The organism is Mesorhizobium sp. B2-1-3 (genome assembly GCF_006442495.1).
Taxonomy (GTDB): domain Bacteria; phylum Pseudomonadota; class Alphaproteobacteria; order Rhizobiales; family Rhizobiaceae; genus Mesorhizobium.
The window spans coordinates 112,249-128,865 of record NZ_VFWL01000010.1; the positions used below are offsets into that span (position 1 = coordinate 112,249).

The 16,617-nt window shown below is 63.7% G+C and carries 18 protein-coding genes; 9 read left to right on the top strand and 9 right to left on the bottom strand.

What is annotated here, in order from left to right; genetic code table 11:
• Positions 1-53: 53 nt before the first annotated feature.
• Positions 54-200 carry a hypothetical protein gene (locus tag FJ973_RS18020; protein ID WP_140557016.1) on the top strand — a complete coding sequence of 49 codons (147 nt, stop codon included), beginning with the start codon at positions 54-56 and terminating at the stop codon, positions 198-200.
• Positions 201-227: 27 nt separating this feature from the next.
• On the opposite strand, the gene FJ973_RS18025 is transcribed toward FJ973_RS18020, so the two are convergent.
• On the bottom strand, positions 228-488 hold the full coding sequence (locus tag FJ973_RS18025; protein WP_140494068.1) for a DUF982 domain-containing protein: 261 nt from the start codon (positions 486-488) through the stop codon (positions 228-230).
• Between the two features lie 103 nt (positions 489-591).
• On the bottom strand, positions 592-1,257 hold the full coding sequence (locus FJ973_RS18030) for a GntR family transcriptional regulator (RefSeq protein ID WP_140494070.1): 666 nt from the start codon (positions 1,255-1,257) through the stop codon (positions 592-594).
• 118 nt (positions 1,258-1,375) lie between these two features.
• Here FJ973_RS18030 and FJ973_RS18035 point away from each other — a divergent pair, with 118 nt between their 5' ends.
• Positions 1,376-2,629 carry a multidrug efflux MFS transporter gene (locus tag FJ973_RS18035; RefSeq protein ID WP_140557018.1) on the top strand — a complete coding sequence of 418 codons (1,254 nt, stop codon included), beginning with the start codon at positions 1,376-1,378 and terminating at the stop codon, positions 2,627-2,629.
• Positions 2,630-2,665: 36 nt separating this feature from the next.
• Positions 2,666-3,031, top strand: a complete 366-nt coding sequence (locus FJ973_RS18040) for a DUF423 domain-containing protein (RefSeq protein WP_140521759.1) — start codon at positions 2,666-2,668, stop codon at positions 3,029-3,031.
• Positions 3,032-3,046: 15 nt separating this feature from the next.
• Here the strand turns inward: FJ973_RS18040 and FJ973_RS30965 are convergent, their stop codons facing one another.
• Positions 3,047-3,187 (bottom strand): hypothetical protein, encoded by a 141-nt coding sequence (locus tag FJ973_RS30965; protein WP_181167406.1) that lies wholly within the window; start codon positions 3,185-3,187, stop codon positions 3,047-3,049.
• Between the two features lie 73 nt (positions 3,188-3,260).
• The gene (locus tag FJ973_RS18045; RefSeq protein WP_140494076.1) at positions 3,261-3,404 is read right to left on the bottom strand and encodes a hypothetical protein; all 144 of its coding nucleotides are present in this window, start codon (positions 3,402-3,404) and stop codon (positions 3,261-3,263) included.
• Positions 3,405-3,568: 164 nt separating this feature from the next.
• Here FJ973_RS18045 and FJ973_RS18050 point away from each other — a divergent pair, with 164 nt between their 5' ends.
• Positions 3,569-4,645, top strand: coding sequence for a substrate-binding domain-containing protein (locus FJ973_RS18050; RefSeq protein ID WP_140557020.1), 1,077 nt, complete (start codon positions 3,569-3,571; stop codon positions 4,643-4,645).
• An 18-nt stretch (positions 4,646-4,663) separates the two neighbouring features.
• Here the strand turns inward: FJ973_RS18050 and FJ973_RS18055 are convergent, their stop codons facing one another.
• The gene (locus tag FJ973_RS18055) at positions 4,664-5,842 is read right to left on the bottom strand and encodes an OpgC family protein (RefSeq protein ID WP_140557021.1); all 1,179 of its coding nucleotides are present in this window, start codon (positions 5,840-5,842) and stop codon (positions 4,664-4,666) included.
• A 201-nt stretch (positions 5,843-6,043) separates the two neighbouring features.
• Between FJ973_RS18055 and FJ973_RS18060 the strand changes: the two genes are divergently transcribed.
• Entirely contained in the window at positions 6,044-6,703 is a 660-nt protein-coding gene (locus FJ973_RS18060) for an alpha/beta hydrolase (RefSeq protein WP_140515667.1), read from the top strand.
• Between the two features lie 24 nt (positions 6,704-6,727).
• Here FJ973_RS18060 and FJ973_RS18065 read toward each other — a convergent pair whose 3' ends face one another.
• The gene (locus FJ973_RS18065) at positions 6,728-7,348 is read right to left on the bottom strand and encodes a TetR/AcrR family transcriptional regulator C-terminal domain-containing protein (protein ID WP_140494084.1); all 621 of its coding nucleotides are present in this window, start codon (positions 7,346-7,348) and stop codon (positions 6,728-6,730) included.
• Positions 7,349-7,427: 79 nt separating this feature from the next.
• Here FJ973_RS18065 and FJ973_RS18070 point away from each other — a divergent pair, with 79 nt between their 5' ends.
• On the top strand, positions 7,428-8,618 hold the full coding sequence (locus FJ973_RS18070) for a TCR/Tet family MFS transporter (RefSeq protein ID WP_140494086.1): 1,191 nt from the start codon (positions 7,428-7,430) through the stop codon (positions 8,616-8,618).
• 24 nt (positions 8,619-8,642) lie between these two features.
• Here FJ973_RS18070 and sthA read toward each other — a convergent pair whose 3' ends face one another.
• Entirely contained in the window at positions 8,643-10,031 is a 1,389-nt protein-coding gene (gene sthA / locus FJ973_RS18075) for a Si-specific NAD(P)(+) transhydrogenase (protein ID WP_140494088.1), read from the bottom strand.
• A 201-nt stretch (positions 10,032-10,232) separates the two neighbouring features.
• Between sthA and FJ973_RS18080 the strand changes: the two genes are divergently transcribed.
• The 3 genes from FJ973_RS18080 to FJ973_RS18090 all read left to right on the top strand — a co-directional run bounded on the left by FJ973_RS18080 (position 10,233) and on the right by FJ973_RS18090 (position 12,629).
• Positions 10,233-10,703, top strand: coding sequence for an RDD family protein (locus FJ973_RS18080; protein WP_140521755.1), 471 nt, complete (start codon positions 10,233-10,235; stop codon positions 10,701-10,703).
• Between the two features lie 138 nt (positions 10,704-10,841).
• Positions 10,842-11,606, top strand: coding sequence for an arginyltransferase (locus tag FJ973_RS18085; protein WP_140494092.1), 765 nt, complete (start codon positions 10,842-10,844; stop codon positions 11,604-11,606).
• Between the two features lie 126 nt (positions 11,607-11,732).
• The gene (locus tag FJ973_RS18090; protein WP_140557023.1) at positions 11,733-12,629 is read left to right on the top strand and encodes a DMT family transporter; all 897 of its coding nucleotides are present in this window, start codon (positions 11,733-11,735) and stop codon (positions 12,627-12,629) included.
• Here the strand turns inward: FJ973_RS18090 and FJ973_RS18095 are convergent.
• Positions 12,617-13,816 (bottom strand): AI-2E family transporter, encoded by a 1,200-nt coding sequence (locus tag FJ973_RS18095; RefSeq protein ID WP_140515657.1) that lies wholly within the window; start codon positions 13,814-13,816, stop codon positions 12,617-12,619. The genes FJ973_RS18090 and FJ973_RS18095 overlap by 13 nt on opposite strands.
• A gap of 243 nt (positions 13,817-14,059) precedes the next feature.
• Positions 14,060-16,312 carry a DNA topoisomerase IV subunit A gene (parC, locus tag FJ973_RS18100; RefSeq protein WP_140557024.1) on the bottom strand — a complete coding sequence of 751 codons (2,253 nt, stop codon included), beginning with the start codon at positions 16,310-16,312 and terminating at the stop codon, positions 14,060-14,062.
• Positions 16,313-16,617 lie beyond the last annotated feature (305 nt).

Below are 16,617 nucleotides of genomic sequence, written 5' to 3' on the forward strand. Positions count from 1 at the left end.
GGAAGGCGAACGACGCGTAGTCAGCCCACAAGAACAGCAAAAAAGGAGCCGCTATGGCACGAGCACCAAATTACGATCAGGAACGCAAAGAACGCGATCGCCAGAAGGCGGCCAAGAAGGCCGAAAAGCTGGCGGCCAAGGCTGCGGCGCGGGAGCGTCAGAAACCCGAGACTGAAGCCGAGATTGAAACAGAGGAATGACGGCGCGCGGCGGCAATCCGGCCTGGATCAGGCCGGCGCCTTGTCGCTGACGAAGACGTCCACTTCACGCGCCGCCGCGATAAAGGCGCGCCTTGCGTTCATGGCCGGCTTGTCGCCGGCCAGCGCATCGTGGCAGGCCTGCAGCGCCGCGCGATGCTTGGGGGTGCGCTTGCCGGGCCAGCTGTTCATGAGATAGTCGGAAGCCTCGCGGGCCGAGCGTAAGAGCTGTGTACTTCCCGCCGTGACTGATTTGACGGTCACGGGTACTTCAAATCGGTTGTTTTCCATCGCCCGGTCCTACGCCATCGGCGTCCGCGAAGCGAGGCCGAAAGTGGGGCTCGGGGCCGGTGGTCCTTTTTTCGGCGGCGAGTGGCCTGCCCTGCAGGCCGCATTATGCCGCCACGACGGCAAATCCCCTGGCGCGAAGGCCGCGGCGATCATTGGCCAGCGACGTCAACAGACGGTCGCGACTGCCCACGATATGCTGCGAGAGCAAGCGCGCGGCTTCCTGTGCATCGCCGCTCCGCACGGCGGCCAGGATGGCATGATGTTCGGCCCACGCGCGGCCAAGGGCCGCTCCATCGCGTACCTCCAGCCAACGGGCGCGCGAAAGCCTGGTCATCGCGTCGCGGACGGCCCGAAACAGGAATTCATTGCCGGACAGTCGCGCCAGCTCGATGTGGAAATCCATGCCGACGCGATGCCATTCCTCGCGCGGAGTGTCGTCGTCGCAGGAGACGAGCATAGCCTCGATGACATCGACGGCACTTCTGTCGGCAAGCCCGCATGTCAGCCGCAAGGCCGCGACCTCGACCGCTTCGCGGTAGACCGCGATCTGCTCGAGTTCGGCCAGGTTGATGGGCGAGACCGTCCAGCCGCGCCCGTCCCTGCCGACCAGCCCTTCGGTTTCGAGCCGCAGCAGCGCAGCCCTGACCGGCGTGCGCGAGGCGCCGAAGCGGCTTTCGATCCAGCGCTCGGTGAGTTTCTCACCCGGGCCGATCTCAAGTCCAAGGATCATCTCGCGGAGCTGCCGTTCGACGTTGTGCATCTGCGACATCGTTGTTGCCTTTTCACGTGCCCGCATTGACAGCGGTCGGGCTGTGGGTCCATGACGGATACCGACTTGGTATCCCAAAATGGTATCCACAACAATCCCTGGCACACGCAGGCACGGCATGACGCAGAACGATACGGAACAGGGCGGCTACAATATCCACTGGCGGCGCAATCTCGCCGTCTGCTTCGCGGGTTCGTTCAGCACGCTCATCGCCATGACCCTGCTCTTGCCGTTCCTGCCGCTCTATGTCGAGCAACTGGGCGTCGAGGGCCATGCGGCGATCGTGCAATGGTCGGGCATCGCCTATGGGGCGACCTTCTTCGCGGCGGCGCTCGTTGCGCCGTTATGGGGACGGCTCGGCGACCGCTACGGCCGCAAGCTGATGCTGGTGCGCGCCTCCTTCGGCATGGCGATCTGCATGTCGCTGACCGGAATGGTCGAGACGGTCTGGCAATTGGTGCTGCTGCGCCTGCTGATCGGCTTTGCCGGCGGCTATTCCTCCGGCTCGACCATATTGGTGGCCATGCAGACGCCGAAGGACCGCTCCGGCTGGGCGCTCGGTGTCTTGTCCGCTGGCATCACGGCAGGTTCGCTGGTCGGCCCCTTGCTCGGCGGCGCGCTGCCGCCGGTAATCGGCATCCGCGCGACCTTTCTGTTGTCCGGCGGCGTCATCTTCCTTGCCTTTCTGGCGACGACATTCCTGATCAAGGAGAACCAGCGCCCGCAAGCAAGCAAAGCCGCGACGGCGGCAAAGCCGAAGAGCGGCTGGTCGCAAATTGCCGACAAGCGTCCGGTCGTGGCCATGCTGACGACCGGCATGCTGCTGGCCTTCGCCACCATGTCGATCGAGCCGATCATCACCGTCTATGTGCAGCAGCTGATCGAGGACCAGAGCCGGGTGACGCTCGTTGCCGGCGTGGTGATGTCGGCGGCCGCCCTTGGCGCAATCCTGTCGGCGTCATGGCTTGGCAGGCTCGCCGACCGCGTCGGTCACTGGAACGTCGTCGTCGGCGCGCTGGCCGTGTCGGCGCTGCTGCTCATTCCGCAGGCCTTCGTCACCGACGGCTGGCAACTGATCGGGCTGCGCTTCCTGATGGGCCTGGCGCTCGGCGGTTTGCTGCCTTGCATCACCAGCGTCATCCGCCACAACATTCCCGACGGCGTCGGCGGCAACGTGCTCGGTCTTTCGATCTCGGCCCAATATGTCGGCCAGGTCGCCGGACCGCTTGCCGGCGGTTTCGTCGGCGGCCATTTCGGCATGCGGGCGGTGTTTCTCGGCACGTCGGTGCTGATGGCGCTCGGCGCGGTCTACAACTGGATTGTCCAGGCGCGGCGGACGCGGCATATGTTGATGGAAGCGGGCAAGCCCTGACGAACTGCCCAGCTGATCAACCGAAGGAGCGTCGACATGAACCTGACCGAAACGACCGGCAGCCGTCTGCTTGTGCTCGCCGCCGGCATCGTGGGCGCGGCCGGCGTGGCGCTGTCGGCGGCCGCCGCACATCTCGGCGGCGCCTTCACCGGTACGGCGGCATCGTTCCTGCTGATGCACGCACCGGTGTTTCTCGCCGTCGGTCTCCTCGACGCGAATCGCCCGCTGCGGTTAGCCAGCCTGGTGCTGCTCGTCGGGCTCGTGCTTTTCACGGGCGATCTTCTCGCCCGTGATTTTCTCGGATCGAGGCTGTTTCCGATGTCGGCGCCGATCGGAGGCACCCTGCTCATCGCAGGCTGGCTGACCATAGCTGTCTCCGCCGTGGTGCGTCGGCGACCCTGAGATGCGCGGCCGGTTTCAATCCCGGCGACGTTCAAGTCGGATCCAAAGATCGCGGTTGCGCGCCGAGAGCGTCGCGCGGCGCGGCGCCTCTGGCCGCTCCGCGGCCGTGCCGATGCCCCAATAATTGCGATAAATGTCGTCGAACAGATGCTTCATGGGATGCATGGCTCTTCTCCTCTTGATTTGAATTGAATCGATCCAATAGGCCGACGCAAAAAATTCACGCCAGTCAGCTCCGCTTGCGCGCCACCAGGAAGCGCAGATCGCGAATCCACGGGCTTGTTCCGCCGCGGCGCTTGGACTTGTTGGCGGCCGACCCGATGCTCCAGTCGTTGCGGTAGATGTCTTCGAACAGATAGTTAACAGGATGCATGGCGCACCTCCCATCTAGGTTTAATCCAGCAGGCAGATCTTAGTTGGATCGATTCAAAGATAGGCCTATGGAAGCCGCCGGTCAAGCAAAATTTGAATCGATCCAACGAAAGTGCTAGATGCAAATCGGGAACGTGCTAAATGCATGTCAGGAGGCACGCGCAAATGGCGTCACTCACCGCAGGCAATCGACGACCCGTCCGGCTGGCCGACATCGCCAAGGCAGCCGGTGTTTCGCACGGCACCGCCTCCAACGTTTTCAGCCGCCCCGAGATCGTGCGCGAAGAAGTCCGCGAACGGGTCCGTGCGGCGGCCGAGGCGATGGGCTATGCCGGCCCCGATCCCAAGGGCCGCCTGCTGCGGGCCGGCAAGGTCAACGCCATCGGCGTGGCCACCGCGGAGCCCCTCTCCTATTTCTTCGAGGATCCCTTCGCGCGCGTGATGATGGCCGGTATTTCGCAGGCCTGCGATGCGACCGGGGCCGGTATCTCGTTAGTCTCGGCGGCCAACACCGAACAGCTTGCCTGGAATATCCAGAGCGCCCTTGTCGACGGCTTCATCGTCTTCTGTATCGAAGGCGGCTCGCGCCTTGTCGAATTGGCGCGTGAGCGCAAACTGCCCTTCGTGGCGCTGGACCTGGATTCGGAGGATGGATCCGTCGCGGCGATCGGCGTCGACAACATCGCCGGCGCCGGCCTGGCGGCGCACCATCTGACGGAACTCGGGCATCGCCGCTTTGCCGTGCTGGCGCTGCCTTTCGCCGACGGCAGGACAGGCATCATTTCGCCCGAGGAGCTTCGCGCCGCGGCCTATGCGGGGACACGCGATCGCCTCACCGGCTACTTCCGGGAGCTTTCGCGGGTTGGCATCGATACATCCAAAGTGCCCGTCTACGAAACCGCCAACGATGCCGCCACCACAAAGGCGGGGCTGGAAACGATCTTTGCTTCCGGCGAACCACCCACGGCCATCCTGGCGATGTCGGACAGGATGGCCTTGGCAACGCTTGAATGGCTGAGCGCGCGCGGGCTGAATGTCCCCGATGATGTTTCGGTCATCGGTTTCGACGGCGTTCCCGAAGCAGAGTTGTCCGAGCCACCGTTGACCACGGTCGCACAGCCGATCGCCGAGATGGGCCGGCTTGCCGTCAAGGCAATCCTGGAAAGCGACGGCAAGGTCAGCCGGCAGTTGCTGCCGGTCGAACTGATCGTGCGCGCCTCCTCGGCTCCACCGCGCCGCTGAAACCGGGCTCGCTGACCCTCAGTGGTTGGCTCTTGCTACGGCCGAGATACCGAAAGACGGCTGGACGGGCTTGGCTTCCTTTTGCGTCGTCCTGGCTTTCCCCGAACCGCCGATGGTCGACAACCATTCGAGATAGAAAGCGAGCGCGAACTGCATGGCAATGCCGGCGGCGAGCAACAGGCTGTCATAAGCGAGGCCGCCGGGATTGATCAGCTTCATCACCTGGGCAACCATGGCGATCAGCGTGCCGGCGATGAACACCGGAAGCGAACGCTTGCCGAGTATCGCCAGCGGATGGTCGGGGCCGGTGCGGAACAGGTTCGAGACCGCAGGCAGTGCCACCACCAGATAGCTGACCGCCAGGATGTGCAGCAGCCGCGGGAGCGACAGGAATGTCTTGTCGAAGCCGGTCAGCACCACCGGCAGGTCGAACCAGGTCACCTGGCCCCAAAGCGGACTATGCACCCATGCCAACGCGGCCAGCACATAGGCCGCGGCGGCACCGATCAGCCAGCGGTTGGCTGGAATGACGCCGCCGCGCCTGACATGCAGCATGGCGGCAAGGCCGATGTTGAACAGGAACTGCCAGGACAGCGGATTGAGGAACCACAGGCCGGGCTCGGGATAGTTCGGCGGGGCGATCTGCCAGATGCCGGCTACAAGCCACAGCAGGCCGGACACGGTCAGCGCTGCAAGCGGCCTGTAGCTGATGAACAGCAAGAAGGCCGGCGCCAGCAAAAGCAGCACCGCGTAGACCGGCAGGATGTTGTTGTAGCCGAGTTGGTGGCCGAGCGTGACGATGCCGACCAGCACCTCGGGCGTGTCCTTCATCAGCGGTTCGATGTTGATCAGCTTCAGCAGTTCCGGCCGCCGGCCGAACACCGCCGCGGCACAGAACAATGCCATTACCGCCATCGTGGTGACGATATGGGCGATATAGAGCACGCCTGCCCGCCGCCACATTTTCAGCGTCGCGAGCAGCCGGCCTCCCGGGCGGAACTTCGTACCATAGGCGAGCGCGACCGAAATGCCCGATATCAGCACGAAAGCCTCGGCCGCATCCGAAAAGCCGAAATTCTTGTAGGTCAGGGTCTCGAAAGCCGTGCCCGGCACATGGTCGACGAAGATCGTCAGCAGCGCGAGCGCACGCAGCACATCGATACGCGTATCGCGCTCGGTTGGAACTGGGGTGGTCATCGACAAAAGGCCTCAAAGCTGGTTGTTCATGCCCAGCAATGCGACCCCCGGCGCACCGCTTCGATTCCTCCGCGATGGAGTATATCGGCGCAGAAACGGACTGAAATGCGCCCGGTTCAATCAACTTTCGCGGAGCATGAAAATATTGCGTTTTGAAGCCGGCAAATTGAGTGAAACGAAATGTAATCAAAAGGATACGGCATGAGCGATACAAGCGTCGAAAACAGCCTGCCGCGGCTGGATCTGGCCTTTCCCTATCGCTTCTTCGGATCCGGCGGGGCCAGCGACGAATGCCTGTTCCTGCTGCATGGATCAGGTGTCGACGAGACGACCCTGGTGCCGCTGGCGAGGCAGATCGCACCGCATGCCTGCCTGGTCGCCGTGCGTGGCCGCATCGTCCAGGACGACGGCTTCCGCTGGTTCGAGCGGATCACGCCGACCAGCTTCGAGCAGGCCAGCATCCGCCGCGAGACGGCCGCTTTCGCACGCTTCATGGCCGAGGCCATGAAGCGGCACCGGATCGATCCGAAGCGCGCGGCTTTCCTCGGCTATTCCAACGGCGCCAATCTGGTTTCCAGCCTGATGCTGCTCCATCCCGGCCTTGTCGGACGGGCGGCACTGCTGCGGCCGATGCCGGTGCTGGACGAGACGCCGGCAACCGATCTGACCGGCATCAAGGCGCTGATTGTCGCCGGCGCCGCCGACCTGACCTACGGACCCTTCGCGCCGGCCCTGGTAACGCTGCTCAGCCAGCGCGGCGCCGAGGTCGACGCGCGTATCGTCGCTTCGGGCCATGAAATCGGCGACCCCGATGCCGCGATCGTGCGGCAATGGCTTGCCCCGCCCGCTCCTGCCGCCTGACGGGCAAGACGCGGATCGCCGCGCTCAGCCTCCTTCAGCGATGCCGGCCTGCGCCCCGGCAATCAGCAAGTCGAGGCCGCTTTCGAACAGCGCCTCGTGACCGCCCGCACGATAATCGGCCAGGGCCTGGCTGAGCAGCGGGTAACCGCTTGCCTTGGCATCGAGCGCTGCACCTCGACCCGGGCCGGCCGGATATTCTGCCTGTTCCTCGAGGACGCAGCCCACCGTGTAGCGCCCGACGATCATCAGCAACCGCATGGCCATGACGGAAGGCATGCCGGCCTCGCGCAGAAAAGTGAGCAACCGTTCGACATGTTCGAGATCGCCCGGATCGGCCTCGGTACCGGCATGGACGCGCGCACCGTCGCGATAGGCCATCAAGGCGCCGCGGAAGCTGCGGGCGTTGTTGCGTACGAATTCCTGCCAGCTCTCGCCCGGCAGCGGTACCTGATGTCCATGGCCGCGCCGCAGGATCTCCTCGTTCATTGCGTCGAGCAGGGCGCGCTTGTTCCTGAAATGCCAGTAGAGTGCCGGCTGCTGGACCTTGAGCCGCTGCGCCAGCAGCCGGGTCGAGAGCGCATCGATGCCGACGTCGTTCAACAGCTCGAGCGCCTGCGCCACGATCAGCGCCTTGTCCAGCTTCATATGCACCTCGCTTGCCCAGCCAATTTATCGGTGATAAACGCTACCTTATCACCGATAAACTTAGGAAAGAAGCATCTCGATGAAAAGGGCCTATCTCGTCGTGCTGACGGCAATGGCGCTGGACGCGGCCGGCATCGGGCTGATCATGCCGGTGCTGCCGGGGCTGTTGCGCGAGGTTGGCCATGTCGAGGACATTGGCTGGATTTTCGGCGCGTTCCTCGCCGCCTATGCCGCAATGCAGGTGCTGTTTTCGCCCCTGCTCGGCGCGTTGTCCGACCGCTACGGCCGCCGGCCGGTGCTGCTTCTGTCGCTTGCCGGGTCGATGCTGGATTATCTGTTCATGACCTTCGCGCCGTCGCTGCCGCTGCTGTTCGTCGGCCGACTGATCGCCGGCCTAACGGGCGCCAGCATGGCGGTGGCCTCCGCCTATATGGTCGACATCAGCAGCGAAGAGCGGCGCGCCCGCGCCTTCGGCCATCTGAGCGCCGCTTTTGGCGTCGGGTTCATCGCCGGTCCGGCGCTCGGCGGCCTGCTCGGCGATGTCTGGCTGCGCGCGCCGTTCCTGGCGGCGACAGGGTTCACCGGCATCAATCTGGTGCTGGCCTTCCTTCTGCTGCCGGAGCCGGAGCGGGTCGGCGGCACAGGCGAGCCGCTGTCGTTCAACCCGCTGGCGCCGCTGCGTTGGGCCCTGACTTTTCCGGCCCTCCTGCCGCTGCTCGGCGCCTTTGCCGTGCTCGGCCTTGTCGGCGAAGTCGGCGGCACCGTCTGGGTTCTCTACGTGCAGGACAAATTCCGCTGGAGCCTTTTCACTGTGGGCATCTCGCTGGCATTGTTCGGCCTCTTCCATGCCGGAGCCCAGGGTTTCGTCGCCGGACCGATCGCCGAGCGCTGGGGCGAAAGGCGAGCGCTCATGGTCGCCATCCTTGCCGACAGCACGGCCTATGTGTCGATCGCGCTGGCCTGGCAAGGCTGGATGGCGTTCGCGCTGTTGCCGCTTTTCTGTCTCGGCGGCATCGGAGCCCCGGCGCTGCAATCGTTGCTGACGTCACGTGTCGCGGCAGATCACCAGGGGCGATTGCAAGGTGTGCTCACCAGCATGACGAGCCTGGTCTCGGTGCTCGGACCACTCGTCATCGCCATGCTCTATTTTCGCACTCGAATGGTCTTCCCAGGCATGGTGTGGGTCGCGGGCGCGACGCTCTATGTCCTCTGCCTGCCCCTGCTGCTCGCAACCGGATCGCCCACGGCCAAACGGGAGGCGGCGGAGTGAGGATAATAGTGGCCGGCGACAGGGTTATCCCTGCCCCATCCTGTTCCAGGCGTCCAGCCCGGCGATCTTATAGGCCTCGGCCAGCGTGGGATAGTTGAATGTATTGTTGACAAAGAAGTCGACCGTGCCACCCAGATTGATCACCGCCTGGCCGATGTGAATCAGTTCGGTGGCGCCCTCGCCGACGATATGCGCGCCGAGCAAGCGGCGTGTCTCGATCGAGAACAGAAGCTTCAGGAAGCCGGTGTTGACGCCCATGATGTGGCCCCGCGAGGTCTCGCGGAAACGGGCCACGCCAACCTCGTAGGCGGCGCCGCTCTCGCGCACCTGTTCCTCGGATTGGCCGACGGTGGAGATCTCGGGCACCGCGTAAATGCCATAAGGAAAGGTTTCCGGCGGCGGCGGCAATGTCACGCCGAAAGCATGGCACGCGGCTACCCGGCCCTGCTCCATCGAGGTGGAGGCCAGGCTCGGAAAGCCGATCACGTCGCCGGCGGCGTAAATGTTGGGCACGCTGGTCTGGAAGGTGTGCGGATCGACCTTGATGCGTCCCCTGGAGTCAGCCTCGATGCCGACCGCATCGAGGCCGAGGCTACCGACATTGCCGGTGCGGCCCGCGGCGTAGAGCACGATCTCGGAACGTATGGTGCGCCCGTCGGCCAGCGTGACCTCTGCATGGTCGGGCCTGGAGGCAATCTCCTTCACGGCGCTTCCCAGCCGGATGGTCATGCCGCGGTCGCGCATCTGGTGGATGAAATCGTCGACGATCTCGCGGTCGACGAAATCGAGGATCGTGTTGCGCGGCTCGACCAGCGTCACCGGCACGTCGAGTGCCGAAAAGATCGTCGCGTATTCGACGCCGATGACCCCGGCGCCGATGACCGTCAGCGTGCGCGGCAAGCGGTCGAGCTCGAGCATTTCGTCACTGTCGAACACGCGGCTCTTGTCGAACGGCACGTCGCCCGGCCGGTGCGGCCTGGTGCCGACGGCGATCAGCGCATTGGCGAAGCCGACCTCGCTGTAATCGCCATTGTCCGATGTCAGGCTGACCCTGTTGGGCCCGAGAAATTTCACCGCGGCGCGGGAGCTCTTGACCGTGTTGCGCATGAACTGGTGCTGCAGCACCTCGACCTCGTGGTCGAGCGTCTTGTGCAGGCGCTCGACCAAGTCTCCGACCGAGATGTCCTGCTTAACCCGATAGCCGCGCCCATAGAAGCCGCGCTCACGCCAGCCCGAGAGATTGAGCACGGTTTCGCGCAGCGTCTTCGACGGAATGGTGCCCGTGTGCACGGAAACGCCGCCCAGGCGCCGCCCCCTGTCGACGACCAGTACCGATTTGCCGAGTTTGGCCGATTGTACAGCGGCACGACGGCCGGAAGGGCCGCTGCCAATGACCAGCATGTCGTAATCCATCCTGCCCGTCCCTGCCCCTTGGCGCTTTTGGTGCGCCGCAACAAGCTAACGCCATGTCAGGCGCGAATTCAACCGGCCCGCCGGCCGCTTCCCCCGCCTTGCGCACCGGGAAAGGCTCGATCTTGATTCCGCCATCAGCCTTTACCATTTTCCCAGCAGGTGGGGCGCAGGCTAAGCAGGCCCCTGTTACGAGGAAATTACATGAACGCTCGCGTTCTCGACGGTGAAATCATCAATACCAGGCTCGACGACGTGAGGGCCTATGAAGGCGTACGCACGCGGCGTGTCCTGGCGGTCATGATCGACTATGTCATTGTCGCGCTGCTCATCATCCCTGTCGCCATATTAGTGTTCTTCCTCGGGCTTTTGACCCTCGGCCTTGGCTGGATGCTGTTCGGCGTCCTGGTCCCGGCCGTCGCGATTCTCTACATCTGGAACACGCTTGGCAGCGCCAACCAGGCGACCACGGGCATGAAGATGATGGGCATCCGGCTCGATCGGCTCGACGGCAGGCCGATCGACGGGCTCACGGCAGTGGTCCATTCGGTGCTGTTCTGGGCCGGCAACGTCATCCTGTCGCCGCTGGTGCTGCTGGTGACGCTGTTTTCCGATCGCAAGCGCACGCTGCACGACCTGCTGCTCGGCACGGTGGTCAGCCGCACCGGCCGCTGAGGCGCATTTTCGCAAGCATCGCCGCGGCGTCGGCACAAATGTGAAGGCGTCCGCATGGCCACGCCTTCACAATCCTGTTGAATTTTTCGCTTTCCGCGCCAAAGGTAGAGCGATTCGAAGGAGTGTTTCCGAGACTCGATGACGCAGCACCCGACCCAGTCGCCGCAGTTCTTCCTGACCGCGCCGTCGCCGTGCCCCTATCTCGACGGCCAGTTCGAGCGCAAGGTGTTCACGCATCTGGTCGGCGACAAGGCGTCAGAGATGAATGATCTCCTGACCCAAGGCGGGTTCCGCCGCTCCCAGAACATCGCCTACAGGCCGGCCTGCGAAACCTGCCGCGCCTGCGTCTCCGTGCGCATCCTGGCGCAGGAATTCGTCGCCAGCCGCAACATGAAGCGCGTGCTGCAGCACAATTCCGATCTCGTCGGCGCCATGCACAATGCCGAGCCCTCGACCGAACAATATTCGCTGTTCCGCAGCTATCTCGATGCCCGCCACCGCCGCGGCGGCATGTCGGACATGACGGTTCTGGACTACGCCATGATGGTCGAGGACACCCATGTCGACACCAAGGTCATCGAATATCGCCGGCGCGGGCCCGATACTTTCATCACCGGCAAGGGACAGGGCGAGCTGATCGCGGTGGCGCTCACCGACAAGATGGCCGACGGCCTGTCGATGGTGTATTCCTACTTCAATCCCGACTTCGAGGAGCGGTCTCTCGGCACGTTCATGATCCTCGATCACATCGCTCGCGCCAGGGCGATGGGGCTGCCCCATGTCTACCTGGGATACTGGGTCAACGGCTCGCGCAAGATGAATTATAAGATGCGCTTCATGCCGCAGGAGCATCTCGGCCCGAAGGGCTGGGAGCGCTACACCAACGAAGCGGTCTCACGCTGAGTTTTTCCAAGATCCACGTTTAACTGTTTCAACGCAGGGGATGCTGGTCTTTCAGCCGCTTGGCGGGAGAGTGCATCATTGCGCCGATCGGCTGTCCCATCTGTATTTCATTACGAAAGTTTGCAAATGACGTCCCACAGCGACCACCAGAAGGGCCTTCTGATAACCGCCATTGGCGGCCTGACGCTGACCCTCGACATTCCGCTGATCCGCCTCGCCGATGGCGGCGCATGGACGATCCTGCTCTTGCGCGGGGCCGCCACCTTCATCGCCGCAATGATCATCTGGGCTGTCTGGCGGGCGCTCAGCCGAAACGCGCCTCAGCTCATTCCAGGCTGGTCGGGACTGGCGGCCGCGATATGCTACGGGCTGACCTCGATCACCTTCGTCACCGCCGTCTTCTACACCTCGACCGCCGACCTGGTGTTCATCCTGGCCTTCAACACAGTGTTCGCCGCGCTCTTGTCCTGGTTGTTTCTCCAGGAAAAGCCGCGGGCGGTGACGTTCGCGGCGATGCTGGTCATGATCCTCGGCGTGCTGGTAATCGTCGGCGGATCTGTCGGCACCGGACACCTGTTCGGCAATTTCATGGCGCTGTGTTCGGCCTTCTTCATTTCCGTGGCCATCACCATTTCGCGGGCCAGCGGCAAGGACATGGGCTTCACGGCGCTCGTCGGGGTGGTTCCGTCGCTCGTGCTGGCGGCCTTCATGGTGTCAGGTGAAGGCATCCATGTGAGCGCGCCCTGGTGGATCATCTTTAATGGCGCCGTGATCATGCCGATTTCGTTCTTCTGCCTGGCGGCCGGCCCCAAATACATCTCCGGACCGGAAGTGGCGATGTTCTACCTTCTGGAGACCGTGCTGGCACCGGTGTGGGTATGGCTGATCTTTTCCGAAACGCCGTCACGCAACAGCCTGATCGGCGGCGCGATCCTGATCGTCACATTGGTGGTCCATTCGGTGTGGCAGTTGCATGACGGACGCAGGCGCCGCGCCGCCCTTGCGGTGCGTCATCCGGCCTGAATCTTCTTCGCCTCGCCGTCGATCTCGATCAGCGACGGCGAGCCTTCCTGTTCAGGGGAAGCAGGCATCTCGTCCATCATTTCCACCTCGCGCAGCCATTCGCGCCAGATCGCCACCAGCAGTGCCATCAGCACCGGGCCGATGAACAGGCCGAGAAAGCCCATCGTCTTGACGCCGCCGATCAGGCCGAAAAAGGTCGGCAGGAAGGGCAGTTTTATCGGCCCGCCGACGAGCTTCGGTCGCAAGGTCTTGTCGACGATGAACAGTTCGACCGTCCCCCAGATGAACAAAGCCAGGCCGGCCACCGGTGAGCCGCTGGCAGCGAGATAGATCGAAACCAGCGTGAAGGACAGCGGTGCCCCGCCGGGAATCAGCGCCATGACCCCGGTGAGCGCGCCAAGCGTCACGGGCGACGGCACGCCGGCCAGCCAGTAGGCGATGCCGAGCACCAATCCCTCGCCGATGGCGATGACGGTCATGCCGGTCACGGTCGAGGAAATGGTCGCCGGCACGACCCGCGAGATGCGCTCCCACCTCGTCGGCAGGATGCGCTCGCCCAGGCGATCGACCTGGCCCGCGAAATGCTCGCCGTCGCGATAGGCGAAGAACAGCGCGATCATCATGAACAAAAGCGTCAAAAGCAGGCCGAAGGCGCTGCCGCCAGCGGCAAGGACGCCGCGATAGATGCTGCCGATATTGGCGCCGCTGACCAGTTGGATCAGTTCGCCGATGCCGCCGGGATGGCCGAGATTGGTCGTCCATTGCTGGTTCAGCCATTCTCCTACGATAGGCAGCGTGGCGATCCAGTGCGGTGTCGGGGCGCCGTGCCGGTTGGTCTCGATCGCCCAGCCGACCCATTCGCGCACCTCGTTGATGGCGTAGGTGCCCGCGAGCGCGATCGGTATGACCAGGAAGGCAAGGATGAACAATATGGCGAAGGTGGCGGCGATGGTGCGGTTGCCGCCGACACCGGCCAAAAGCCGCCGGTAGAGCGGCCAGCTCGCGAAGGCGATGACCAGCGCGGCCAGCACCGGGAACAGGAAGCCGTGGAAGAAATAGACGCCGGCGGCAACGATCAGCACCAGCAGCCAGCGCGCCGCCGAGAGCGGGGGGATGACGGCGGCTCTGAGCGGCGTCGACAGGCCGAACAGGCGCTGCCCCGGTTTCTGGATCTTCGCTTCCTTCAAACGCTCGTCTCTCCCGGCCATCCCGCTGCTTATGCTCTGATATAGTGCAGCAATCGTGACGATAGTTCAAAAGGTGATGGTGAAGCTGCGGATCTCCCCCCTCGAGGGGGAGATGGCCGGCAGGCCAGAGGGGGTAGCCGCGCGTAAGGCGCTAGCATTCTTTGTTCAAAGCAATGAGGTTGCGTCCAGTCGAACCGACCCCCTCTGTCGCCTTCGGCGGCATCTCCCCCTCGAGGGGGGAGATTACCCAAATTTCCCGGTCCTCGGGAAACCCTTCGGCACCATGCGGCCAGCCGACGCGCGGGCGCCGATCCATTCGGCCAATTCCTCGCGCGACCTTGTAAAGGTGCGGTCGGCCGAATCCTGCCAGGAAAGGCCGGTCTCCAGCGTAAACGGCTTGAGATCGAGAAGCCCGCCATCCTTGTATTTCTGCAGCCGCACGCCCTTGCCGCGGCTCATTTCCGGAATGTCGGACAGCGGAAACACCAGCATCTTTCGGTTCTCGCCGACGATAGCCAGATGATCGCCGCCGACCGGCACGCAGCGCTTGGCTTCGTCGGGCGCCTTGACGTTCATCACCTGCTTGCCCTTGCGGGTGTTGGCGACGACCTCTTCCTCCGGCACGATGAAACCGTTGGCGTCATGCGAGACCAGCAGCAGCTTGCGCTTCGGATCGTGAACGAAGGCGGTGACGATGTCCTGGTCATTGTCCATGTCGACGATGATGCGGATCGGCTCGCCATGGCCGCGCCCGCCTGGCAGCCGATCGGCGCCGATGGTGTAAAATTTGCCGCCGGTGGTGAACACCAGGATCTTGTCGGTCGTCTGCGCATGGAAGGCGAGTTTCAGGCTGTCGCCTTCCTTGAACGCAAGCTGCGAATGATCGGTCAGATGACCCTTCATCGCACGCAGCCAGCCCTTTTCCGAGACCACCACGGTGACCGGCTCGCGCTCGATCATGGCATGTGCGATGTCGGTCAGGTCATGCTCGGGCGCATCGGCGAACTGGGTGCGGCGCTTACCGAGCTCGGTCTCGGGGCCGAATTTGTCCCGCAGGCTCGCAACCTCCCACTTGATCGTCCCCCATTGCTTGGCTTCGGACGCAAGCAGCGCCTCGATCTGCTTCTTTTCGGCAGTGAGGCCGTCGAATTCCTTGCGGATCTCGAATTCTTCCAGCTTGCGCAGGGCGCGCAGGCGCATGTTGAGAATGGCTTCGGCCTGGGTGTCGGTGAGCGACCAGCGGGCCATCATGACCTGCTTGGGCTCATCCTCCTCGCGGATGATCTTGATCACCTCGTCGATATTGAGATAGGCGATCAGGTAGCCGGCAAGGATCTCCAGCCGTCTTTCGATCTCGCCGAGGCGATGTTTCGAGCGGCGGATCAGCACGTCGCGGCGATGCTCGAGCCATTCCTGCAGCACGCCCTTCAGCGACAGGACATTGGGCACCTTGCCGCGCGACAGCACGTTCATGTTGAGCGGGAAACGGCTTTCAAGCTCGGTGAGCTTGAACAGCGATTCCATCAGGATGCCGGGATCGACGGAACGGCTCTTGGGCACCAGCACGACGCGGATGTCCTCGGCGCTCTCGTCCCTGATGTCCTCGAGCAGCGGCAATTTGCGCGCCATCAGGAGCTCGGCGATCTTCTCGATCAGCCGCGCCTTCTGCACGCCATAGGGGATTTCGGTGACGACGATGCTCCAGGTGCCCCTGCCCTGGTCTTCCTGGCTCCATTTTGCCCGCACGCGAAAGCCGCCACGGCCGGTTTCATAGGATTCGAGGATGGAGGCTCGGCTATCGACGATGATGCCGCCGGTCGGGAAATCCGGGCCCTGGACGAAATCCATCAGCTTGGCCACCGGCGCGTCCCGATGCTCGATCAGGTGAAGGGCGGCGTCGCAAAGTTCGGCCGCGTTGTGCGGCGGGATCGATGTCGCCATGCCGACAGCGATGCCGGACGAGCCATTGGCCAGCAGATTGGGGAAGGCGCCCGGGAGCACCACCGGCTCCTCGTCCTCCTCATTGTAGGTCGGCCGGTAGTCGACGGCATCCTCGGTGATGCCCGCGAGCAGCTCGGTCGCCACATCGGTCATGCGCGCTTCGGTGTAGCGCATGGCGGCGGCGTTATCGCCGTCGATGTTGCCGAAATTGCCCTGGCCGTCGACCAAGGGGTAGCGCATCGAAAAATCCTGCGCCAATCGCACCAGCGCGTCGTAGATCGACTGGTCGCCATGCGGGTGGAACTTGCCCATCACCTCGCCGACGATACGGGCGCATTTGGCGAAGCCCTGGTCGGGGTTGAGGCGCAGCAGGCGCATGGCATGCATGATGCGGCGATGGACCGGCTTCAGCCCGTCGCGGACATCGGGCAGCGCCCGGTGCATGATGGTCGACAGCGCATAGGCAAGATAGCGCTCTTCCAGCGCCTTCTTCAGGTCGACCGGTTCGATATGATCGCCGCCACCATTGTCAGGCGGCAAAAGCCTTTTTCCCATGGGCTGGAACTAGCCGAGCGGGTGATTCGCGGCAAGAGGGCAAGCCTTGAAGTGGGTGCATGCCCTGCCCTGCAACACGAAGCCGCAGGCAAGCCCGCCAGCCAACATCAATCTGTTACATGCCGTCTCTATTGCGAAGCGCGACGACGCCCGGCGGCCCGGTCTCCAGCATGTTCGGATCGAGTTTGCCTTTCGCCGCGATTTTTGACCATTGTGGCGGGATGCGCCTTTTTCCCGTCCAGTTCGTCACTGAAGGGTGATGGCGCCAAAAATTGAAAAATAATTTTCAGGACACTCGCAGGGGC